This window comes from Nocardioides sp. Soil_C_8 (assembly GCF_057656315.1).
In genome coordinates this window covers 1,174,188-1,195,425 of record NZ_JBDGKQ010000001.1, presented here as the reverse complement: position 1 = coordinate 1,195,425, position 21,238 = coordinate 1,174,188, and the positions used below count along the sequence as shown (strand labels likewise).

Sequence of the window (21,238 nt, the reverse complement as noted above, 5' to 3'; positions counted from 1 at the left end):
GCGAGCCGGCGGCCTGCCACGATGGGCGCCATGCCGGACACCGTCCTCACTGGAGCACGCGTCTTCAACGGCTTCCGCCAGCTCGGCGACGTCGGCGACGTGCTCGTGCGCGACGGCCGCGTCGTCGCGGTCGGCGGCTCGCTGCGCACGCCCGGCGCGGAGGTCGTCGACTGCGGCGGGGCGCTGCTGCTGCCGGGCTTCACCGACGCGCACGTCCACCCCGTGCAGGGCGGGCTCGAGCGGCTGACCTGCGACCTCAGCGCCCTGCCGATCGACCGCACCGCCTACCTCGCGCACGTGGCGTCGTACGCCGCCTCGCGCCCCGACCTCGACTGGGTGCAGGGCGGCGGCTGGGCGATGGCCGCGTTCCCCGGCGGGCTGCCGACGGCCGCCGAGCTCGACACGGTCGTCGCCGACCGCCCGGCCGCGCTGGTCAACCGCGACCACCACGGCATGTGGGTCAACAGCCGCGCGCTCGAGGTCGCCGGCATCACCCGGGACACCCCCGATCCCGCCGACGGCCGCGTCGAGCGCGATGCCTCGGGCGAGCCGACCGGCGTGCTGCACGAGGGCGCGATGGACCTCGTGCTCGCGGTGCTGCCGACACCGACGGCCGACGAGCAGTACGCCGGCCTGCTCGAGGGCCAGCGCCACCTCCTGTCGCTGGGCATCACCGGCTGGCAGGACGCGATCGTCGGGGCGTACGCCGGCATGCAGGACACCGGTCCGACCTACCTGCGCGCGGCCCGCTCGGGCGACTTGCTGGCGACGGTGGTCGGGGCGCTGTGGTGGGAGCGCGAGCGAGGTCCGGAGCAGGTCGCCGAGCTCGTCTCGAAGCGAGAGGCCTACACCCACGGGCGGTTCGCGGCGACCTCGGTCAAGATCATGCAGGACGGTGTGGCCGAGAACGGGACCGCGGCCCTCGTCGAGCCCTACCTCGACCGGTGCGGTCACGCGACGACCAACGCGGGCCTGTCGTTCGTCGACCCGGTCGCGCTGCGCGGCATCGTCCGCGCCCTCGACGAGGCGGGTTTCCAGATCCACGTCCACGGCCTCGGCGACCGCGGCGTCCGCGAGGCGCTCGACGCGCTCGAGGGCACCGACCCGGTCCACCGGCACCAGGTCGCGCACCTGCAGCTGGTGCACCCAGACGACGTGCCTCGCTTCGCCGAGCTGCAGGTGGCGGCCAACATCCAGGCGCTCTGGGCCTGCTACGACGAGCAGATGGTCGACCTCACCATCCCGTTCCTCGGCGCGGAGCGCGCGGCGCGGCAGTACCCCTTCGGCGACCTCCACCGCGCCGGCGCCCGCCTCGTCGCCGGCAGCGACTGGCCGGTCAGCACCCCCAACCCCCTCGAGGCGATCCACGTCGCTGTGCACCGGATGGCGTACGACGACCCGGGGCGGGCGGGCACCGAACCGTTCCTCCCCGACCAGGCGCTGTCGCTCGAGGTGGCGCTCGCTGCGTACACCTCCGGGTCGGCGTGGGTGTGCCACCGCGACGACGCCGGGATGGTCAAGCCCGGCGCGGTCGCCGACCTCGTGCTCCTCGACCGCGACCCCTTCGACGCCCCCGACGAGATCGGCGCGGCCGAGGTCGAGCGGGTCTGGATCGGGGGAGAGGTGGTCGCCCCGTGACCTCCCGCCTCGCCGGAGTCCTCTGGGACATGGACGGCACCCTCATCGACAGCGAGCCGATCTGGATCGCCGAGCAGTTCGTGCTGGCCGAGGAGCACGGCGGGACCTGGTCGCAGGAGCAGGGACTCGCGCTCGTCGGCGCGGACATGCACGACACCGCGGTGGCGATGCAGGCCGCGGGGGTGGACATGGAGGCGGCCGCGCTCGTCGCGACGCTCGAGCGGGCAGTGATCGACTCGCTGCGCCGGAGCGTGCCGTGGCGACCCGGAGCGCGGGAGCTCCTCGAGGAGCTGAGGCTCGAAGGCGTCCCGTGCGCCATCGCCACCACCTCGTCCCACGAGATGGCGTCGCTCGTCGCCGCGGCCGCACCCGATGGCACGATCACCGTGGTCGTCGGGTCCGAGGACGTCACGCAGACCAAGCCGTCGCCCGAGCCGTACCTCCGCGCGGCCGAGCTGCTCGGCGTACGCACCTCCGACTGCGTCGCGATCGAGGACTCGGCCAACGGGCTCGCGTCGGCCATCGCGTCGGGGGCGAGGAGCATCGCGGTGCCGAACGACGCGGTGCTGCCGGAGCGCGGTGACTTCGTCGTCTGGCCGACGCTCGCGGGCAGGACCGTCGCCGACCTGCGGGCACTCGTGCGCTGAGTGCTCCCCGTCGGTGACCGGCGAGCACCATGCAGGCAGTTCGCGCTCCCACCGGCGGACGCCACGCTCAGACACGGCCACGGCGGCTCGAACTGCCTGCATGGTGCACCCGAGGTCGAGCAGGCACCGGTCGCTAACCTCGAACCCATGGCCCCGGAACATCGCGACGAACACCGAGGTCGGGCTCGACGAGCTGCTGGAGTTCGTACGCCCGCGCCACCGGATGCTGCTGATCACCGAGCGCGCGGACGGCAGCCCGCAGGCCTCGCCGGTCAGCGGCGGGGTCGACGACAGCGGCCGGATCGTCGTCGCCACCTACCCCCAGCGCGCGAAGACGAGGAACGCGCGGCAGCGGCCGGGCGTCTCGGTCGTCGTCCTCTCCGACGAGTGGGACGACGCGTGGGTGCAGGTCGATGGCACCTGCGAGGTGCTCGACGCCAGCGAGGGTGGGGAGGCGCTCGACGCGTTCGTCGAGTACTTCCGCAACATCGCCGGCGAGCACTCCGACTGGGACGAGTACCGCCGGGCGATGGTCGACCAGGGCAAGTCCCTCCTCCGGATCACCCCCACCCGCTGGGGCACCGTCTCCACCGGCGGCTTCCCGCCCGAGGTCGCTCCGCGCTAGATATCTGAGGACGTCATGAACGGATAGGTGGCCCCTATGCGTCCGCCACGTCCTCAGATATCCCGTTTCGCGCCGGATGTCACGATGAGTGGCATGCAGACCGTCACCGCCCGCGAGCCCGCCTGGAAGGGCGCCGCGCTCGTCACCGGCGGGTTCGTCGTGCTGCTGTGGGTGCTCGAGATCCTCGACGCCGCGACGGGCCACCCGCTCGACGCGTACGGCGTCCAGCCGCGCAGCGAGGACGGGCTGGTCAGGGTGGCGCTCGCGCCGACCCTGCACTTCGGCTTCGACCACCTGGTGAGCAACACCGTGCCGGTGCTCGTGCTCGGCTTCCTCACCCTCGCGACCGGCCTGGCGCGCGGGCTCGCCGCCACCGCGATCATCTGGGTCGTCGGCGGACTCGGCGTGTGGCTCTTCGCGCAGCCGGGCAGCAACCACGCCGGCGCCTCGGTGCTGATCTTCGGGTGGATCGTCTACCTGATCGTCCGCGGCTTCCTCAACCGTCGCACCGTCGAGATCTTCATCGGGGTCGCGGTCTTCCTGCTCTACAGCGGCGCGCTGCTCGGTGTGCTGCCCGGCCAGCCGGGCGTCTCGTGGCAGGGCCATCTCTTCGGCGCCGTCGGCGGCTTCCTCGCCGCGCGGCTCCTGACCACGCGTCGGCGCAGTGAGGCGAGCATCACGTACTGATCGGTAACAAACCGCGGACGCGTCCGCGGCGCGGCTCCTAGCCTGCCGGTCATGCGCGCTCCCACCTTCCGCCCCCTTGTCCCTGCCGCACTCCTCGCCGCCCTCCTCCTGCCGGGACTGGCCGCCTGCGGCGGCGGTGCGGACGCCACGACGAAGGCGTCGGGGAACGGTGCGGCGGACGACGCCCTCGCGGACTGGGAGGCGGCGCTGCAGGACGAGCTCGGCACCGGCACGTTCGACTTCGCCTCGATGCGGCAGGCCGCGGCCGCCGACTGCGTCCGCACCGACGCCGCCGACTGGACGATCGAGCTGGCGCTGAGCGGCGACCTGTCCACGTCCACGCTCACCCGTATCGGTCTCGAGCACGCCTGTGCCGAGGTGGTGCCGGCGTTCGACGAGGCCGTGAGGACCGTCGAGCAGGCGGCCGACCCGCTCGACCTGGTGTGCGGCCCCGACGTCGAGCTCTCCGCCGAGGCGGCCCTCTCCGCCGACCTGGTCTGCGCCAACCGCTAGGCGTCGCGCGAGCGCTTGACGAGCGGCCTGGTCGCAGGACCCTCGAGCACCTCCCCGTCACGGGCGAAGCGCGACCCGTGGAGCGGGCAGTCCCAGGTCTCCTCGGCGTCGTTCCACTTCAGCAGCCCGCCGAGGTGGGTGCAGACACCGATGACGCCGCACTCGTTGGCCTGGGCCGGCCCGGCGTTGCCGGGCAGCCGCTCGCGGGCGGTCCGCACGGCCCCAGCGACGACCGCGGCGCCGACCCCGAGGTTGATCCGGGCGATCTCGCCGGCGTTGGACGCCGACGGCGTCCGGCCGCTGAGGGTCTGCGCCCACGGCGGCATGTCGCCGAGGATGTCGGAGGAGATGGCGCGGGCGGCCACGACGGCGTTGGTCATGCCCCACTTCTCGTAGCCGGTGGCGACGTGGATCCGGTCGCCGCCGCGGCGCAGGGGTCCGACGTACGGCACCCCGTCGGGGCTGCTGTAGTCCTGGGCCGACCAGTGGTGGGTCTCGGTGGTGGCGGGGTACCACTTCGCCGTCCACGCGCGCAGCGCCTCGAGGTGGGCGAGGTGGGAGTCGGTACGCCCGACGACGTGGCCTGCGCCGCCGACGACGAGCGTCCCGCCGGGAGCGTCGCGCACCGAGCGGGCGTCGGAGCCGGCGGAGAGGTACATCCCGTCCATCGGCCCGGCGCCGTCGAGGGCGATCACGTAGGAGCGCTGCGGCTCGAGCCGGGCGAAGTGCAGCCCCCGGTCGAGGATCGGGGTGCCGGTGGCGAGCACGAGGTGGTCGGCCGTCAGCGTCTCGCCGCCGTCGAGGCGAACGGTCGGCCGGCCGCCCTTCGACACCGACCGCACCCGGTGGCCCTGGTGCAGGGTCCCGCCGTGCGAGCGGAGCTGCTCGGCGAGCGCGGCGAGCACGTCCATGGAGTCGAGCTGGGCCTGCTCGGCGAGCGTCGTCGCGGCCACGTGCGGGAACGGCACGTCGAGGGTGTCGCGCCACTCGACCGTCAGGCCGAGCGCGGAGCCCGCCTCGTGCTCCTCCTCGACCGACGAGCGCTCCTGCTCGTCGGCGGCGTACGTCACCGCGGTGCGGCGCTGGTAGGGGACGCCGTGGTCGTCGCAGAAGCGGAGCAGCCACTCCATGCCCTCGCGGTTGGCGTCGACGTAGGCCGCGGCGACGTCCTGGCTCTGGTGGCGTCGGATGCGCGACAGGTGCGTGCCCTGCAGCAGGGAGACCTTGCCGGTGGTGCGGCCCGTGGTCACGGCGCCGACCTGGCGGGCCTCCACGCACGCCACGCGCATCCCGGAGCGCGCGAGCAGGAGGGCGGTCGTCAGGCCGGTCAGCCCGGCCCCCACCACGATCGCGTCCAGCGCGACGCCGGACCCCGGCAGCGGGTCGTCCGCGACGGGTGCCGCCCGGTCGAGCCAGAGGGACGTCACGACTCGTCCTCCGAGCCCGGGGCGGGGGCGGGGTCGGCGCCGGCACTCGACTCGTCGGACGCAGGCTCGTCGGACGCAGGCTCGGCGTTCACCGGATCGGTGTCGAGGTGGGTCTGCGGGTCGGTCCAGGGGTCCTGCGACCGGTCGTCGGACTGACTCATCTCTCCTCCTGGGGCGGGATGGGGGATCGGGCGTGGGTGCGATCCCCGTACCCCGTCCACCGGCTCTCAGTCGCAACCCCGACAACAGACGGAAGGGGGGCGTATGGACTCCACCCCTGAGGGGTACATCCCAGTCACGCCGGGGTCGTCCCGCCACGACTTCGGCGGCCAGCGCGAGACCCGCCGGTCTTGACCTCCCGTACGCCGTGTGAGGTGACTCCGGCGGGTTTCGTATGTGTCCTGCCGCAGCGGGTACCGCGGCACATGTCCACCGACCAGAAGGACCTCACCTGCCTCGTGCTCACCTGCACCCTGAAGCCGTCGCCTGCCGACTCGAGCTCGGAGCTGCTGGGCTCACAGGTGCTCGACGCGTTCGCCGGGCTCGGGGTCCAGGGATCGATGGAGCGCGTCGTCGACCACGACATCCGCTTCGGCGTCACGACCGACGAGGGTGACGGCGACGAGTGGCCGACGCTGCGGGAGAAGGTGCTCGCGGCGGACGTCCTCGTGATGGTCACACCCATCTGGATGGGACAGCCGGCCTCGGTGTGCAAGATGGTGCTCGAGCGCCTCGACGCCGAGCTCGGCGAGACCGACGACGAGGGCCGGCCGATCATGTTCGGCAAGGTCGCAGCCGTCGGCGTCGTGGGCAACGAGGACGGCGCCCACCACGTGTGCGCCGAGCTGTTCCAGGCCCTCGGCGACGTCGGCTTCACGATCCCCGCGCAGGCCGCGACCTACTGGGTCGGCGAGGCCATGCAGGCCGTCGACTACCGCGACCTCGACACGACGCCGGAGAAGACCGCCGGTACGACGCAGCTGCTGGCCCGCAACGCCACGCACCTGGCCGGCCTGCTCAGGGCGTCGAACTACCCTGCCGGGTGAGCGGTCCGCCGTCGAGGTGGTCGAGCAGGTCGCGGGGGCCGTCGTAGACCCACGACGCACCCGACGAGCTCAGCCGCTCGGCGCTGATGCCGCCGCTGCGCAACCCGATGCAGGGCGCGCCCGCGGCCTCGGCGGACAGGGCGTCCCACACCGCGTCGCCGATGACGATCGCCTTCCCGCCGCCGGCGCGCTCGATCGCGAGCTCGACCATGTCGGGGGCCGGCTTCGTCGCGGCGTCCTCCGAGCCGGTCACGATCGCCGTCAGGTGGCGGCGTACGTCGACGAGCTCGAGGAGGTCGTCGACCAGCTCGGTCTCCGAGGAGCTGGCCAGGACGAGCCGGTGCCCGTGGCCCGCGAGCCGCTCCACGAGGTCGGCCGCCCCGTCGAGGGCGCACACCGTGCGGAGGGACGAGCGGAAGTAGTCGTCGTGCAGCTTGCGGACGTCGTCGCCGACGGCTGACTCGGCCGAGTCCCCGGCGACGTGGGCGACGAGCCGGTCGCCGCCCATCCCGATCGCCTCGTGGACGCGCATGGCGCTCACGTGGAGGCCGACGTCGTGGAACGCCGCGTGCCACGCCACGACGTGCTGGTAGACGGAGTCCACCAGCGTGCCGTCCAGGTCGAGGACGACGACAGGATGGTGCAGGGTCTCCGCGCTCACGGCAGCGTCGTACCCCGGGGGAGGGGGCCCCATGCGCCACCGCCCGCGCGGGTGTGGTGTGGCCCGTGGCGTCGGAGGAGCATCGATGGCTCAGGCAACACCGATGTGTCGAGGGGATCGATATGGAGCTGCTGCCGCAGAGTCGGGAGGCGTTGGACGAGTACGTCACTGCGTCCATCGACGACATGGAGGGCCTGCTGCGGGTGATCGAGGGCTGGGCCGTGCGCTCGGTGCCGGAGTGCGTCGCCCTCAGCGTGACCCTCCTCGACGAGGACCTGACCTTCACCCTCGTCGACCGCGAGGCGACGAGCACCTCCCAGCAGGACGCGGACGGCCACCGCGAGACCGTCGGGGCCGGCCCCGGTCCGCCCGACGCGTCCGGGGCCGACACCCACCCCCTCGACGAGCTGGACTGGGCCGACATGGCGCGCGAGCGGGCCTTCGGCTCGATCGCCAGCACCGTGTGCCTGCCGGTGGTGGAGAAGGGGCGCGCCGTGCTCAACATCGACCTCTACGCCTCCACGGCCCACGCCTTCCACGACCGCATCGACGGACTCGTCGAGGCCCTCGGCGCGTGGCAGGCGGGCGCGGTCACCAACGCCGACCTGGGGTTCGAGACCCTCCGCCGCGCGCGGCACGCGCCCGAGCGGATGCGCGAGCAGCGCCTCGTCGACGTGGCCGTCGGCCTGGTCGCGGCGCGGATGGCCGTGACCACGGACATGGCGGCGGCGATGCTGGGCGAGGCCGCCGAGCGCGCCGGTGTCTCCCCGTCCGAGGCGGCGTGCGTGGCCCGGGTGCTGCTGGCGTAGGACTTCACCTTCCGGGGCGCATGGCCCCCGCCCATCGGGGTACTGCGGGCCATGCAACAGCGACCCACTGCCCCCGTCACGCGCCACGTCAAGGTGGCGATCATGGAGGAGAGCGAGCTCGTCGTGCACGGCCTCCGCGCCATGCTCGAGCCCCACTCCGCGCTCATCACGCTCGTGGCGCACCGGGCAGACGGTCCGGCGCCGCTGTGCGACCTCACCCTCTACGAGCCCCACCGCCGCACCGCCGGCGTACGTCCTGCGCCGCAGCGCTTCCCGACCCGCATGGTCGCCTTCGGCTGGGACTGCAGCCCCGAGGCGGTCTCCACCGAGATGTCACGCGGCGCTGCCGGCTTCGTCAGCAAGTGGCTGCCCGCACGTCGGTTGGTGTGGAACCTGCTCCAGGTCGCCGACGGCCGCGTCGTCGTCGACGCGTGGACCGGTCAGGCCGAGGCGGAGAAGGCGGCAGCCGAGAAGTGGCCGCTCACCCAGCGTGAGACCGAGGTGCTGTCGATGATCGCGGCCGGCAAGGCCAACCGCGACATCGCCGAGGAGACCAACCTGAGCATCAACTCGGTGAAGTCCTACATCCGCGGCGCCTACTCGAAGATCGAGGTGACCTCGCGCTCGCAGGCGGTGCTCTGGGCCATCCAGCACGGGCTGCTCATGTCGCCTGAGCAGGAGCAGGTCCGTCCGCGTGCGAACGTCAGCGCGCACCCGCGCGCCCACGCCGTGCGCTGATGACCCGGTTCGGCTACTTCCTCTCCTGCGAGGAGTACGCCCCCGACCAGCTGCTCGAGCAGGCGCGGCTGGCCGAGCGGGCGGGGTTCGACAGCCTCTGGATCAGCGACCACTTCCACCCGTGGAACAACGCCCAGGGGCAGTCGCCGTTCGTGTGGTCGATGATCGGCGCGATCGCGCAGGTGTGCGACCTCCCGGTCACCACCGCCGTCACCTGCCCGATGGTGCGCACGCACCCGGCGATCGTCGCGCAGGCGGCGGCGACGTCGGCGGTGCTGCTCGGCGAGGGGCGGTTCCGGCTCGGCGTCGGCACGGGCGAGGCGCTCAACGAGCACGTCCTCGGCGACCGGTGGCCGCACACCGAGCTGCGCCTCGAGATGCTCGAGGAGGCGGTCGAGGTGATCCGCGAGCTCTGGACGGGCGAGGTGGTGTCCCGCGAGGGCCGGCACTACACCGTCGACACCGCCCGCATCTACACGCTGCCCGACGAGCCGCCGCCCATCTACATGAGCGCGTTCGGCCCGAAGGCGCTCGACGTGGCCTGCCGGATCGCCGACGGCTTCATCACCACCCAGCCCGACGCCGAGTCGGTGGAGGCCTTCCGCGCCGCCAAGGGCGCGGACGCCCCGACGCAGTCGGGCTTCAAGGTGGCGTGGGGCCCGACCCGCGACGAGGCGATCGACGCGGCCTACGAGCTGTGGCCCAACTCCGGGGTGCCGGGCGAGCTCAGCCAGGTGCTGCCGAGCCCCCAGCACTTCGAGCAGGCCAGCGAGTTGGTCACGCGCGAGGCGTTCGCCGAGCAGGGAGCCTTCGGACCCGACGTCGCAGAGCACGTGGAGGCGTTCGCGCCGTTCGTCGACGCGGGCTTCGACGAGGTGTACGTCGCCAACATGGGCCCGCACTACGCCGACATGATCGCGGCCTACGGGTCCGACGTGCTCCCCCAGCTGCGCGGCTGACGCCGGGCGGCGGCGCCTCAGTCGTCGTACTCGGGGTCGCCCTCGACGTCCGCCGGCTTCGCCTCGTGGCCCTCGCGCCCGCGGGTGCGCCGCAGCTCCTTCATCTCGGCCTCGAAGACGTGGCGCTGTCCGCTCATGAGCTCGTCGAGGGCGCGCTGGTGCAGGCCCTTCGCGCGGGCGTAGAAGCCGTCGTCGAACTCGTCGACCATCTGGAACGACCACATCCCGGGCAGCGGGTTCTGCCCGAGGACGTCGCGGTCCATCGCGTCGGCAATGTCGGTGTGGCCGGCCTTGCGCACCAGCTCCTCGGCCTCCTCGAGCGTCGACTCGGCGCTGCCCATCAGGCGGTGGAAGGCGTAGAGGTGGCCGCGCGCGTCCTCGACGTGGTCGAGGGCGGCGGACAGCTTGCCGACGGCCTCGACGGTCTCGTCGGTGACCCCGTCGGGTCGGCGGTGCTCGGGGGAGGGCTGGTCGTCCATGCCTCCGAGGCTCACAGACGCCGCGGGGCCACCACCACCTGCCAACGGGCGGTCAGTCGTGCGCGATGCGACCGGGCAGCGCGCGGGTGGCGACGACCTGGGTGGCGAGCTCGCGCAGCTTGATGTTCTGCTGCGACGACAGCCGCCGCAGCACGTCGAAGGCGCGGTCCTCGTCGAGGCCGTAGCGCTCCATGAGCATGCCGATCGCCTGACCGATCACGGTGCGCGACTCGAGGGCCGCGGCGAGCTGCTCGTCGTTGATCGAGCGGGCCAGCGCGACCGCTGCCATCGCCGCGATCGTCTGGCCCTGGTGGACGTCCTCGTCGCTGAAGGCGTTCGGCGTCGTGGAGTAGACATTGAGGGCGCCCCACGTGCGGTCGGGGCGGGTGAACAGCCGGAAGCTGAGGCTGGAGCGGATCCCCAGGGCGTCAACCATCGCGTGTCCCCACTCGGGCCACCGTGGGTCGGTGTCGAGGTCGTGGACGACGACGGTCTCGTGCTCGCGGATGGCCTCCCGGCACGGGCCCTGGCCGAGCTCGTACTGCGCCTCGTCGAGCTCGCGCAGCACCTCGTTGGTGGCGAAGGGCGTACGGATCCGGTCGCGCTCCACGACCGAGATGCCGACGTGGTCGCAGGAGGCGAAGAACTCGGGTGTCATGTTGACCAGGCACCGCAGGGTGTGGGGTGGGTCGGACTGCGCCTCCAGCTCGCGCACGGCGTCGGCGAGATGACGCTCGAAGACGTCGTTCAACACACACTTCCTTCCGCCGGCGCCGTCCCGTTCAACCGTCCCACCCGGGGTCCGGCCCCGCAAGGAACGGATCAGCCCTCGACCCCTGTCGAGGAGTACGGCTTGCCGGCGGGCTTGCTCTGGGGTGATCCGCGCTGGCGCGGGTAGATGGCGAGGACCGCCATCGTCCCGACCGCGAGGAAGCGGGTGAAGTCCCCAGAAGTCCCATAAGTCAGTTTGGGCGGTCGAGCTCACGAGCCAGCTCGTCGAGCGCGAGCCGCGTCGCCTCGACGACGACCTCGCCGGGGTCGCCGGGCAGGCGGGTCTGGATCGAGCGGGTTCCCGCCCGGGTGGACACGGCGAGGTGGACCGTGCCGGGCGGGCAGTCCTCCTGCGGGCCGGGTCCGCCCACGCCGGTGATGCCGAGGGCGACGTCGGCGCCCAGCAACGTGCGCACGCCGTCCGCCATCTGCTGCGCGCACGCGGCGGTGACGACCGGCCCCCGCGCGACGTCCAGGACCTCGAACTTCACCTCCTCGTCGTAGGCGACGACCGCGCCGCGGTACCACTCGCTCGCGGACTCGCCGCGGCCGAGGAAGGACGAGATCCGGCCCGCGGTCAGCGACTCCGCGACCGCCACCCGCAACCCTGCCGACCTCGCCAGGTCGGCCACGCGCTCCGCGCGCTCCTCGTCGGTCGGCTCGTCATCAGCGCTCACCGCTCACCTCCTGCGTCGGGGCCGGGTCCGCGTACGTCGTCGGCGCACCCTGCGTTCCCCGCCGACCCGGCCCCCATGCACGCGGGCCCTCTCGCGCGCGGGCGCATGGAAGAGGCCGTCCGGGGCACTGGCAGGCCACGACCGAGCACGACCAGACGCACCACCAGACGTACATCGCACGAGGGACCGAGGAGGTCTTCGCACCCATGAAGGCAGTCACGTGGCAGGGCAAGCAGGACATGCAGGTCAAGGAGGTCCCGGACCCGGTCATCGAGGAGCGCACGGACGTCGTCATCGAGGTGACGTCGACCGGGCTGTGCGGGTCCGACCTGCACCTCTACGACCCGCTGACGCCGTTCATGACGGCCGGCGACGTCGTCGGCCACGAGCCGATGGGCATCGTGCGCGAGGTCGGCTCCGCCGTCACCTCCCTGGTCCCCGGCGACCGTGTCGTGGTCCCCTTCAACATCAGCTGCGGCACCTGCTGGATGTGCACGCGCGGGCTCTACAGCCAGTGCGAGACCACCCAGAACCGCGACACCGGCACCGGCGCGAGCCTGCTCGGCTACAGCAAGCTCTACGGCCAGGTGCCCGGCGGGCAGGCCGAGCTGCTGCGCGTCCAGTTCGGCGACACGCTGCCGATCAAGGTGCCGCACGGCCCGACGGACGACCGCTTCCTGTTCCTCTCCGACGTCCTGCCCACCGCGTGGCAGGCCGTGGAGTACGCCGACGTCGAGGACGGCGGCACGCTGCTGGTCGTCGGCTCCGGGCCCATCGGCGACATGGCCGCCCGGATCGCGCTGCACCGCGGGCTGCGGGTGATCGTCGTCGACTCCGTCCGCGAGCGACTCGCCCGTGTGCACGGCCGCGGCGCCGAGACGATCGACTTCACCGAGGTCGACGGGGTCGGTGACGCCGTACGACAGCTCACCGACGGCCGCGGCGCCGACGGGGTGATCGACGCGGTCGGCATGGAGGCGCACGGCTCGCCGGTCGCCGAGACGGCCCAGAAGGCGCTCGGGCTGCTCCCCAAGAAGGTGCAGGAGAAGGTGATGCTCAACTTCGGCGTCGACCGCCTCGCCGCCCTGATGAGCTGCATCGACAGCGTGCGCCGCGGCGGCACGATCAGCATCTCCGGCGTGTACGGCGCGCCCACCGACCCGCTGCCGATGTTCCAGCTGTTCGACAAGCAGGTGCAGGTGCGGATGGGCCAGGCCAACGTCCGTCGCTGGAGCGACGACATCCTGGCGCTCCTCGAGCAGGAGGAGGACGTGCTCGGCGTCGAGTCGTTCGCCACGCACCACCTGCCGCTCGACGACGCTCCCGAGGCCTACCGCAAGTTCCGCGACAAGGAGGACGGCATGGTGAAGGTGGTGTTCAAGCCGTGAGACTGCCCAAGCCGCGGGGCGCGATGAGCGAGTGGCTCGTCGCCCGGCTCGCGGAGCCGGGGCTGACCGGCACCGCGCCCGAGGCGGACTCGTGGGACGACGAGTCGATCTCCCTCTGGACGCTGCACGAGCTGTCGTACCGCGGCTTCGAGGACGCCGACGACCGCGCCGAGTGGGACCCCGACCTGCTCGGCGTACGACGCGACCTCGAGACCGCGCTCGAGGCGAGGCTGCGTGCGCGGTGGTCGCATGCCGGCGTCGTGACGACGCCCGCGGCGGCTGACGTGCCCGACGCCCTGGAGGACCTCGTCGCCGCGGACGACGGCCCGTCGCTGGCCGACTTCGTCCGCCGGCGCGCCGACCGCGACCAGGTGCTCGAGCTGCTGCGGCAGCGCTCGGTCTACCACCTGAAGGAGTCCGACCCGTCGGCCTTCGTCGTCCCGCGCCTGCCGGTGCGGGCCAAGGCGGCGCTGATGGCGCTGCAGTTCGACGAGTACGGCGACGGCGACCCCAACCGGCTCCACTCCCACCTCTTCGCCCGCGGCCTCGAGGCCGTCGGGCTGCGCGCGGAGTACGGCGCCTACGTCGACGACGCGATCCCGGAGAACCTCGAGATGAACAACGCCGGCTCCCTCTTCGGCCTGCACCGCCGGCTGCGTGGCGCGGCGATGGGCCACCTCGCGGCGTTCGAGATGACCAGCTCGCTGCCCTCGCGCAAGATGGTGCAGGGCCTCGAGCGGCTCGGGCTCGAGGGGCCGATGGCCGCCTACTACGACGAGCACGTCGAGGCCGACGCCATCCACGAGCACCTCGCTGCCCGCGACATCTGCGGCACCCTCGCCGTTGACGAGCCCGACCAGGCGGCCGAGATCCTCTTCGGCGCCTTCACCTGCCTCGACGTCGAGGCCCGCTTCGCGACCGCGATGCTCGCGGCCTGGGAGGACGGGCAGTGAGCGAGCGCGACTTCGACCACCCCGATGTCGTTCTCGTGCCCCACGGCCCGATGCTGCTGCGCGGCGCCGAGTCGGTGCAGGACCTCGAGGGCACCGTCCACGCCGTCGACCGCCCCGTCGTCGCCCTCTGCCGCTGCGAGAAGTCGAGCCGCCTCCCCTGGTGCGACGGGACCCACAAGGTCATCCCGCGCTGACGTCTGGAGCGGTGCCTGAGCCACATTCCTGAGCCCGACAATGTGGCTGGGCCACCGCCAGCGGGAGTGTCGTACGACGGCGCGCCGGGAGCGGTGCCTGAGCCACATTCCTGAGCCCGACAATGTGGCTGGGCCACCGCTGACCACGACACCGGCAGGCGTACGACCTCAGGCGCGGTCGATCCGGGCGAGCACCCCGCGCACCTGCTGGCGCACCTCGACCATCGCGAGCCGGCCCTCGGTGAAGCAGGGCTCCTGGCGCAGGGCGTCGGTCTGGGCCCGGGTCCCGACCTGGAGGACGGCCGAGCCGCCGGGCGCGAGGTGGTCGTCGATGACCGCGAGGCAGGCGCGGGCGACGTCGAGGCCGTCGTCGCCGCCGTCGATCGCGGTGAGCGGGTCCTCGGGGTAGCGCGAGGTCTGCTCGCGCGGCACCCACGGAGGGTCGGCGATGATGATCGGGTAGGTCTCGTCGGGCGCGAGCACGTCCTGGAGGCGCCCCTCGCGGACCTCGACCCGATCGGCCATCCCGGCGGCGAGCGCGTTGGCGCGGGCGTAGTCGCACGCCACTGGGTTGGCGTCGACGCAGACCAGGCGACGGCCGGACGTCGCGACGGCGAGCAGTCCGATGTGGCCCGCGCCGGCGCAGAGCTCGAGCACCGTCCCGCCCGGCGCGGCGGTCATCAGGTCGGCCGCCCAGTCCGACTGCGCGGCCGTCCACTCCCGCGGCCGGAGCACGCGGTCGTCGAAGGCGATCGTGAGCGACCCGAAGGTCAGCTGGTCGGTCATCGGCGGATCTTTCGGTGCCAGAGGGCGGCGCGGGCGGCGTTGGCGCCGGCCGAGCCGTGGACGCCGCCGCCGGGGTGCGCGGAGGCGGAGGCGAGGTAGAGCCCGGGCAGGCCGGTCGTCGCCCGGCCGCGCATCGCCGGGACGGGACGGAAGACCAGCTCCTGGTGGAGCTGGGACGTGCCGCCGTTGACGGCGCCGCCGACCAGGTTGGCGTTCCGGGCCTCGAGCTCGCGGGGCCCGAGCACCCGGCGCTCGAGGACCAGGTCGCCGAAGCCCGGTGCCCGCTCCTCGATCCGCGCCTGCATCCGGTCGGCGAAGCGCTGTGCGTCGTCGTGGCCCCACTCGCCGGTGACCTCGTCGGCGGCGTCGCTGCGGGTCTTCCCGGGCTGCGGGACGTGCGTGTACGCCCAGAACGACTCGGTGCCCGCGGGCGACCGCGTCGGGTCGCTCGACGTCATCTGCCCGGTCAGCAGGAACGGCCGGTCCGGCACGACGCCCGACGACACCTGCGCCAGGGTCTGGGTCATCTCCTCGACCGAGTCCGCGACGTGCACGGTGCCCGGGGCGCGGTCGGGCCGGTTGGTCCACGGGATGGGCCCGGACAGCGCCCAGTCCACCTTGACGGTGCCGGGGTCGAGCTCGAAGTGGCGCATCCCGCGCACGACCCTCGCGGGCAGGTGCTCCTCGGCGACGAGCCCGCCGAAGAGGTGGGTGGCCGACACGTCGGCGAGCACCGCCCTGGCGGCGTACGACTGCCCGTCCCGGGTGCGTACGCCGGCCACGCGCCCGTCACGGACGTCGACGGTCGTGACCTCGGCGTCGGTCACCAGCTCCGCGCCGAGCGAGGTGCAGCGGGCGACGAGCGCGTCGGTGAGCTGCTGCGCGCCACCGCGAGGGACGGGGAAGCCGACCGTCTGCCCGAGCATCGTCATCAGGACGCCGAAGACCCCCGAGCCGGGGGAGGCGAGGGGGAAGTCGGCGTGGCCGGCGTTGCCGTTGAGCAGCAGCTGGGCGGCGGGGCCGGAGAAGAGCTCGCGGCCGAGCGAGGCGACCGGGGTGGCAAGCCGCCGGACGGTGTCGAGGCCACCGGAGCGGGCCAGCGCCGGCACGAGCCGCGCGCCCGCCCGCACCGGCGGGAAGGGCGAGGTGAGCCCGTCGACCAGCGCCGGGCCGATCCGGTCCCAGGTGGCGCAGAGCTCCAGCCAGGTGTCGCCGTCGCCCGCGTGGAGGGCGTCGAGCCCGGCCGCGGTGTCGTGGCGGTCGCGGTGCAGCACCGCCCACTGCCCGTCGCCGAACTGGTGGCCGAGCACGGCCGGCGCGTGCTCCCACGTCAGGCCGTGCTCCTCCAGGCGCAGCCCGGTCATCGCACGCGACGCCACGGCCAGCGGGTAGAACGCGCTGAACGTGTCGTGGACGAAGTCCGGGTGCACCTCCCGGTCGCTGCGGACCGCGCCGCCGGGCGTCGACTGCGCCTCCAGCACCAGGACCCGCCAGCCGGCGTCGACGAGCAGGTTGGCCGCGACCAGGCCGTTGGGACCGGCGCCGACCACGACGGCGTCGTACGTGCCTGACGCGCCGGCGCTCACTGCGTCCGGCCCTCCACCACGAAGGCCAGACGTCGCAGTGACTCGACGTTGCGCCAGTGGAGCTGGGGGTCGCGCAGGGGCTTGGGGACCAGGACGCCGGGGCCGGCGGTGGCGTCCTCCCTGATGGTGACGACCGTGCCGCCGTCGCTGGGCTGCAGCGAGATCTCGACGTGGGCCTCCCCGGCCGGCCAGCCGCGGGCCTTGAGGAGCAGGCGCCTGCCCTCCTCCACCTCGAGCACCTCGGTCGTGTCGTCGATCAGCAGCGGCCAGGTGCCGACGCTGTGGTGCAGCCGGGCGCCGACCGCGGGCCACGACTCGTCGACGTCGCGCATCCGGGACGCGCCGACGACGAAGAGGGGGTAGAGCCAGCCGTCGGCCAGGACCTCCCAGACCTGCTCGGGGGTGGCGGACACGGGTCGGGTCGTCGTGCTCATGGTGTCGTCTCCTTCGGCTCGCTCGTGCTGGTCCTGCCCGGCGCACCGGGCGTCTCCCGGGTCCAGTGCCCACCTTCCCGGCGGATGAGTCCCCGGCGCTCGAACTCCTCCAGCCAGCCTGTCATCGGCCACTCGCCCCAGCGCTCGTGGAAGAGCCGGCCGTTGCGGAGGATGTCGTCGAGGTGCTCGACCGGAGGACTGCTGACCGGGTGGTGCTGGTGGTAGGCGCGGGCGCCCCCGACCCACCCCAGCCCGATGCCGCGGGCGAGCGCCGTGCGCCCCAGGTCGGTGTCCTCGCCGCCGTAGCCGGTGTAGTCCTCGCAGAAGCCGCCGAGGCGCTCCCACGTGGCCGGGGCCACGGCGAACGACAGCGACCAGAAGAGGTCCGGGTCGTCGGACTCCAGCAGCTGACCGGGCGCCGGGCTCGGTCGCGCCGGGTGCGGGTCGTCCCAGCCCGCGAGGTCCGCGGGGTCGTCCGGGTAGCCGCCGCGCGGGGGAGCAGGCAGGTAGGTCACCGGTCCCGACCAGATGCGTTCGGGTCGCGCGGTGACCACGTCGGCGTACGACGCCACGAGGCCGGCGCCGGCCAGGCAGTCGACGTCCAGGAGCACGACCACGTCGGCGCCGGCGTCGATCGCGGTGCGGACGCCGAGGTTGCGCGCGGCGGCCAGCGGCAGCCGGCCCCCAGCGCCGCGGCGGACGGCGACGACCTCGCGGGTGAGCCCGCCGACGTGCTCCTCGGCGATGGCGGGGTCGTCCATCGCGACGGCGAGGTAGTGGTCGGGGCGGACCTCTCCGCCGGCGAGGGATCGGTGCTGGGCGGCGAGGTGCTCGTGCCGGCCGTGGGCGATCGTGACGACGGCGACGCGGGTCATCGCCCGGCCCCGTCGGCCACTCGTGCCCGGGTCTGCAGCACGACGTCGGCGAACCGGTCGGCGGCCCAGCCGTCGCACCACTGGATCCAGCCCCGCGGGTCGAGCGCGGCGGCGCGGTCCAGCACGTCGCCCCACTCGCCGGCCGCAGGCCACGTGGTGCGCACCACGGCCGGCCATCCGTGCGCGAGCACGTCACCGGTCGCCCGCTGCTCGTCGTGCGGGCGCTGCTGGGGCAGCACGACCGCCGGGCGGCGGGCCGCGGCCGTCTCGGCGAGCGCGTTCTGGCCTGCGTGCGTGACGACGACGTCGGCACCGGCCAGGACGGCCGACGGGTCGGCGACCCACGTGCTGCGGTCGGCTCCCAGGACGTGCCAGCGCCAGCCGGGGGTGGCCCCGCGGGCGAGGCGTACGTCGTCCGCGCTCACATCATGGCCGCCCGACCCGAGCATCAGGGCGACGGTGCGCTCGTGGGCGTGCGGGCGCGGGGGCAGCACGGCTCGCACCGGGTGGCGCGAGAGCGCCCCCACCGGCACCAGCCGCTCGCGCAGGTCGTCGGGCAGCCCCGGCGTCATGTCGTGGGCCGTGCGCGGCCAGAAGCCGACGAGCGCCTCGGCGACGCCGAGCCCCAGCAGGTGGGCGGGGTCGTCGCGACGTCCGGGGAGGACCACGCCGACAGCGGGGATGCCGTGGAGGCGGGCGAGCAGCAGCACCTCGACCGAGACGTCGACGACGAGCAGGTCGGGGCGGGCGTCCTCGATCCATGCGCTGATGGCGGCGGCCCGGGAGCGGGTGCCGTCGTGCAGCAGGGGCGCCCAGTGCAGGTGGCCGTGCGCCGAGACGTCGCGCGGTCGCCCGTCGTCGTCGCGGGGGAGCTGCACCCAGTCGCCGTCCCAGCCGTTCGGCCGGGGGAGGGACGACAGGCCGGTCACCGCGACGCCCTCCCGTCGCAGCCGCGCGGCGAGCACCGCGGCGCGGTGGCGGTGGCCGCTGCCCACGTGGTGCACGTAGTAGCCGACGACCCCCGTGGCGCCGTCGCGGGTCACGCCGCGTCGTCCTGGCGGGTGAGCTCGGCGTAGAGGTCGAGGTAGCCCTCCACCATCGCGTCGGCGCTGCAGGTCGACTCGGCATGGGCGCGCACGGCGAACCGGTCGAGCCGAGCCGCGGCCACGACGGCCTCGGCCAGGGCGGCGGCGTCGCCGGGCGCGGCGAGCACGCCGCCTCGGGGGGAGACGACCTGGCTGAGCCCGCCGCGGGCGAAGGTGGCGACGGGGGTCCCGCTCGCCATCGCCTCGGCAGCGACGAGGCCGTAGGGCTCGTCCCACATGGGTGTCACCACGGCCACGGACGCGTGCCGCAGCAGGGCCGACAGATCGCGCTGCGCGAGGTGCCCGGCGTAGTGGGTGTCGTCGCCCAGCAGCGGGGCCACCTCTCGGTCGAAGTAGGCCTGGTCCTGGACGGGGCCGGCCAGCACGAGGGGCACGCCCGCGAGCCGGCAGGCCTCGACGGCCAGGTGGGGCGCCTTCTCCGGCACGATCCGTCCCGACCAGACGGCGGGGCCCCCGCCGGGACCCGCGGGCCAGTCACGCAGCTCGAGGCCGTTGAGCACGACGTCGCTCTCGACGGCGTGGCGCCACGACCGCGCGGTCCACTCGCTCACCGACACGAAGCGCGGCGGCCGCGGGCACAGGGCGAGCGCCGACTCGATCATCGGGAGCGGCGGCGTGTGCAGGGTGGTGAGCATCGGCACGTCGACCGCGGATGACATCGCGATCGGCAGGTGGTGGAGGCTGTTGTTGTGCACCACGTCGTACTCCTCGGCGCCGGTCCGTGCGAGGGACAGCATCAGCGCGAGGTAGGCGTGGTGCTCGGCCAGCCAGCCCGGTCCGGGTGCGAACTTGTCCGCCATCGCCACGGAGCTGACCTCGACGGTCGACAGCGGCAGCAGGCGCACCGGCAGCGACGTGTCCGACCCGGGGCCGGCGAAGAGGGTGACGTCGTGGCCGCGCTCGGCGAGGCCGCGCGCAGTCGTCCAGGTCATCGACTCCAGGCCGCCTGCGAAGGGTTCTCGGATCGGGAAGCGGCTGGAGGCGATGAGGCAGATCCTCACCGCCGACCACCCACCACCGAGTCGTACACCCGGGCGTGGGCGGCGGCGACCTGGGCGCGTTGCCGTCGCCGTTCGTCCACGCTCACCGGGTAGGCGGCGCGGCCCGCGTGCGCCTCGCGCACCGCCGCCACCAGGCTGTCGGCGTCGAGGTGGTCCTCGTCGTGCTGGTAGGTCAGCACGGGTCCCTGGTCGGCGTAGTAGCCGCACGAGGGGGCGATGACGGCGGTCCCCAGGTCGCGGCAGGCCTCGAGCCAGCCGCTGTGGGTGCCGAAGCGGTAGGGGAGCACCGACACGTCGAGGGAGGCCAGGTAGGCCCACAGCCCGTCGTCGTCGAGGAAGTCGTGGATGCGCAGGTCGACCTCGCCGCGGGCGGCGTGGTCCTGCAGCGCCTCGGCCAGCGCCGCGTCGTACCTCGCGCCGTCGGGGAGCAGGACGTCACGGTGCCCGTTGACCTGCAGCACCGCGCCGGGGAGGTCACGGACCGCGTCCACGAGCACGGGGAGCAACGGGTGCGGGTGCATGCCGGCTCGCAGGCTCTTCACGTGCAGGCCGATGCGCAGCTCGCGCTCGCGCGGTCCGCGTCGCAGCACCTCGCGCATGGAGGCGGCACGGCGCATCACGTCGAGGGGTACGACGTGGGGGTGCGGCACCACGACCGCCTCGCGTCCCCAGCGGGCACGGATCTCGGCCGCGGCGCCGCGGGTCAGGGTGACGAGCGCGTCGGCGGCCGGCACCAGGACGTCGAGGGCTCCGTCGTGGGCCTCGCGGTCGAGGTGGTGCGGGTTGCGCAGGTCGTGGACGGTGAAGACCAGGGGCTTGCCGCGGCGGCGCAGCGCGGCGACGAGCTCCTCGAGGTCGGCGGGGCTCCGCGCGTCGAAGCCGAAGTGGAGGTGGAAGACGTCGAAGTCGTTGGCCTCGACCCACGCGGCGTCGAGCATCACCGGCGGCCACCACTGCTGGGTGGCTGCCGCGCCGGGCGGTGTGGGGTCGGGCAGGCGGACCGGGCCCGAGCCGTCCTCGGGGGCGAGGTGGCGGACGTAGACGTGGTTGGCAGGCACCGAGGCGATGACGAGGCGTCCGGCCCGCGGACGCGGCACGAGCGGCGCCGCCGGCGCGTCCGTGGTCATGTCGGAGGTGGTCACGCGCAGAAGTACCCGCGCGTCTGGGGCACATGCGCGGGCGCGCGCGAGAAGTGACGGATTCCATCCCATGGGAGGTGTCGCGTTGAGCGGTGGCTC

26 protein-coding genes are annotated in these 21,238 nt (G+C 73.6%); 12 read left to right on the top strand and 14 right to left on the bottom strand.

The features are described from left to right. Positions 1-30: 30 nt before the first annotated feature. The 5 genes from AC3A3L_RS05865 (at position 31) to AC3A3L_RS05845 (ending at position 4,110) form a co-directional block, all read left to right on the top strand. Positions 31-1,638 (top strand): amidohydrolase, encoded by a 1,608-nt coding sequence (locus AC3A3L_RS05865; RefSeq protein ID WP_487639074.1) that lies wholly within the window; start codon positions 31-33, stop codon positions 1,636-1,638. After that, complete coding sequence (locus AC3A3L_RS05860) at positions 1,635-2,285, top strand: HAD family hydrolase (RefSeq protein ID WP_487639073.1); 651 nt, start codon at positions 1,635-1,637, stop codon at positions 2,283-2,285. Before AC3A3L_RS05865 ends, AC3A3L_RS05860 begins: the two co-directional genes overlap by 4 nt. A 100-nt stretch (positions 2,286-2,385) precedes the next feature. Continuing rightward, entirely contained in the window at positions 2,386-2,910 is a 525-nt protein-coding gene (locus AC3A3L_RS05855; RefSeq protein ID WP_487639072.1) for a PPOX class F420-dependent oxidoreductase, read from the top strand. A 93-nt stretch (positions 2,911-3,003) separates the two neighbouring features. Next, positions 3,004-3,597: a rhomboid family intramembrane serine protease gene (locus AC3A3L_RS05850; RefSeq protein WP_487639071.1), complete on the top strand. Its 594-nt coding sequence runs from the start codon at positions 3,004-3,006 to the stop codon at positions 3,595-3,597. A gap of 51 nt (positions 3,598-3,648) precedes the next feature. Continuing rightward, positions 3,649-4,110, top strand: coding sequence for a hypothetical protein (locus AC3A3L_RS05845; RefSeq protein ID WP_487639070.1), 462 nt, complete (start codon positions 3,649-3,651; stop codon positions 4,108-4,110). On the opposite strand, the gene AC3A3L_RS05840 is transcribed toward AC3A3L_RS05845, so the two are convergent. After that, on the bottom strand, positions 4,107-5,537 hold the full coding sequence (locus AC3A3L_RS05840; protein ID WP_487639069.1) for an FAD-dependent oxidoreductase: 1,431 nt from the start codon (positions 5,535-5,537) through the stop codon (positions 4,107-4,109). The two genes, AC3A3L_RS05845 and AC3A3L_RS05840, sit on opposite strands and share 4 nt — an antisense overlap. Next, a complete protein-coding gene (locus AC3A3L_RS05835) occupies positions 5,534-5,698 on the bottom strand; it encodes a hypothetical protein (protein ID WP_487639068.1) in 165 nt (54 codons plus the stop codon). The genes AC3A3L_RS05840 and AC3A3L_RS05835 overlap by 4 nt, the downstream gene beginning before the upstream one ends. A 264-nt stretch (positions 5,699-5,962) precedes the next feature. Here AC3A3L_RS05835 and AC3A3L_RS05830 point away from each other — a divergent pair, with 264 nt between their 5' ends. Further along, positions 5,963-6,583, top strand: coding sequence for a flavodoxin family protein (locus AC3A3L_RS05830; RefSeq protein WP_487639067.1), 621 nt, complete (start codon positions 5,963-5,965; stop codon positions 6,581-6,583). Here the strand turns inward: AC3A3L_RS05830 and AC3A3L_RS05825 are convergent. Continuing rightward, on the bottom strand, positions 6,555-7,244 hold the full coding sequence (locus AC3A3L_RS05825; protein WP_487639066.1) for an HAD family hydrolase: 690 nt from the start codon (positions 7,242-7,244) through the stop codon (positions 6,555-6,557). The two genes, AC3A3L_RS05830 and AC3A3L_RS05825, sit on opposite strands and share 29 nt — an antisense overlap. Before the next feature lie 122 nt (positions 7,245-7,366). On the opposite strand from AC3A3L_RS05825, the gene AC3A3L_RS05820 reads away from it, so the two are divergent. Genes AC3A3L_RS05820 through AC3A3L_RS05810 form a run of 3 tightly spaced genes read left to right on the top strand, consistent with a single transcriptional unit; the run spans position 7,367 to position 9,750 of the window. Beyond that, positions 7,367-8,053: a hypothetical protein gene (locus tag AC3A3L_RS05820; protein WP_487639065.1), complete on the top strand. Its 687-nt coding sequence runs from the start codon at positions 7,367-7,369 to the stop codon at positions 8,051-8,053. Between the two features lie 51 nt (positions 8,054-8,104). Beyond that, a complete protein-coding gene (locus tag AC3A3L_RS05815) occupies positions 8,105-8,791 on the top strand; it encodes a helix-turn-helix transcriptional regulator (protein WP_487639064.1) in 687 nt (228 codons plus the stop codon). Further along, positions 8,791-9,750 (top strand): TIGR03557 family F420-dependent LLM class oxidoreductase, encoded by a 960-nt coding sequence (locus AC3A3L_RS05810; protein ID WP_487639063.1) that lies wholly within the window; start codon positions 8,791-8,793, stop codon positions 9,748-9,750. Before AC3A3L_RS05815 ends, AC3A3L_RS05810 begins: the two co-directional genes overlap by 1 nt. A gap of 17 nt (positions 9,751-9,767) precedes the next feature. Here AC3A3L_RS05810 and AC3A3L_RS05805 read toward each other — a convergent pair whose 3' ends face one another. The 4 genes from AC3A3L_RS05805 to AC3A3L_RS05790 form a co-directional block, all read right to left on the bottom strand. Continuing rightward, a complete protein-coding gene (locus AC3A3L_RS05805) occupies positions 9,768-10,229 on the bottom strand; it encodes a hypothetical protein (RefSeq protein WP_487639062.1) in 462 nt (153 codons plus the stop codon). Between the two features lie 52 nt (positions 10,230-10,281). Next, complete coding sequence (locus AC3A3L_RS05800; protein ID WP_487639061.1) at positions 10,282-10,980, bottom strand: GAF and ANTAR domain-containing protein; 699 nt, start codon at positions 10,978-10,980, stop codon at positions 10,282-10,284. A 71-nt stretch (positions 10,981-11,051) separates the two neighbouring features. Continuing rightward, positions 11,052-11,195 (bottom strand): DUF6766 family protein, encoded by a 144-nt coding sequence (locus tag AC3A3L_RS05795; RefSeq protein ID WP_487639831.1) that lies wholly within the window; start codon positions 11,193-11,195, stop codon positions 11,052-11,054. Then, complete coding sequence (locus AC3A3L_RS05790) at positions 11,192-11,677, bottom strand: CinA family protein (protein ID WP_487639060.1); 486 nt, start codon at positions 11,675-11,677, stop codon at positions 11,192-11,194. The genes AC3A3L_RS05795 and AC3A3L_RS05790 overlap by 4 nt, the downstream gene beginning before the upstream one ends. A gap of 206 nt (positions 11,678-11,883) precedes the next feature. Here AC3A3L_RS05790 and AC3A3L_RS05785 point away from each other — a divergent pair, with 206 nt between their 5' ends. From AC3A3L_RS05785 to AC3A3L_RS05775, 3 genes are read left to right on the top strand one after another with little or no spacing between them, the layout of a single operon-like run. Further along, complete coding sequence (locus AC3A3L_RS05785) at positions 11,884-13,065, top strand: zinc-dependent alcohol dehydrogenase (protein WP_487639059.1); 1,182 nt, start codon at positions 11,884-11,886, stop codon at positions 13,063-13,065. Further along, a complete protein-coding gene (locus AC3A3L_RS05780) occupies positions 13,062-14,018 on the top strand; it encodes an iron-containing redox enzyme family protein (RefSeq protein ID WP_487639058.1) in 957 nt (318 codons plus the stop codon). The genes AC3A3L_RS05785 and AC3A3L_RS05780 overlap by 4 nt, the downstream gene beginning before the upstream one ends. After that, positions 14,015-14,212, top strand: a complete 198-nt coding sequence (locus tag AC3A3L_RS05775; RefSeq protein ID WP_268109523.1) for a CDGSH iron-sulfur domain-containing protein — start codon at positions 14,015-14,017, stop codon at positions 14,210-14,212. The genes AC3A3L_RS05780 and AC3A3L_RS05775 overlap by 4 nt, the downstream gene beginning before the upstream one ends. Positions 14,213-14,380: 168 nt before the next feature. On the opposite strand, the gene AC3A3L_RS05770 is transcribed toward AC3A3L_RS05775, so the two are convergent. From AC3A3L_RS05770 to AC3A3L_RS05740, 7 genes are read right to left on the bottom strand one after another with little or no spacing between them, the layout of a single operon-like run. After that, entirely contained in the window at positions 14,381-14,998 is a 618-nt protein-coding gene (locus AC3A3L_RS05770) for a methyltransferase (RefSeq protein WP_487639057.1), read from the bottom strand. Beyond that, positions 14,995-16,584 (bottom strand): phytoene desaturase family protein, encoded by a 1,590-nt coding sequence (locus AC3A3L_RS05765; RefSeq protein WP_487639056.1) that lies wholly within the window; start codon positions 16,582-16,584, stop codon positions 14,995-14,997. Before AC3A3L_RS05765 ends, AC3A3L_RS05770 begins: the two co-directional genes overlap by 4 nt. Further along, positions 16,581-17,018, bottom strand: coding sequence for an SRPBCC family protein (locus tag AC3A3L_RS05760; protein ID WP_487639055.1), 438 nt, complete (start codon positions 17,016-17,018; stop codon positions 16,581-16,583). Before AC3A3L_RS05760 ends, AC3A3L_RS05765 begins: the two co-directional genes overlap by 4 nt. Next, the gene (locus tag AC3A3L_RS05755; RefSeq protein WP_487639054.1) at positions 17,015-17,893 is read right to left on the bottom strand and encodes a glycosyltransferase family 2 protein; all 879 of its coding nucleotides are present in this window, start codon (positions 17,891-17,893) and stop codon (positions 17,015-17,017) included. The genes AC3A3L_RS05760 and AC3A3L_RS05755 overlap by 4 nt, the downstream gene beginning before the upstream one ends. Continuing rightward, positions 17,890-18,936 (bottom strand): glycosyltransferase, encoded by a 1,047-nt coding sequence (locus AC3A3L_RS05750; RefSeq protein ID WP_487639053.1) that lies wholly within the window; start codon positions 18,934-18,936, stop codon positions 17,890-17,892. The genes AC3A3L_RS05755 and AC3A3L_RS05750 overlap by 4 nt, the downstream gene beginning before the upstream one ends. Beyond that, positions 18,933-20,000, bottom strand: a complete 1,068-nt coding sequence (locus AC3A3L_RS05745; RefSeq protein WP_487639052.1) for a glycosyltransferase — start codon at positions 19,998-20,000, stop codon at positions 18,933-18,935. Before AC3A3L_RS05745 ends, AC3A3L_RS05750 begins: the two co-directional genes overlap by 4 nt. Further along, on the bottom strand, positions 19,997-21,142 hold the full coding sequence (locus tag AC3A3L_RS05740; protein WP_487639051.1) for a glycosyltransferase: 1,146 nt from the start codon (positions 21,140-21,142) through the stop codon (positions 19,997-19,999). Before AC3A3L_RS05740 ends, AC3A3L_RS05745 begins: the two co-directional genes overlap by 4 nt. Between the last annotated feature and the right edge of the window lie 96 nt (positions 21,143-21,238).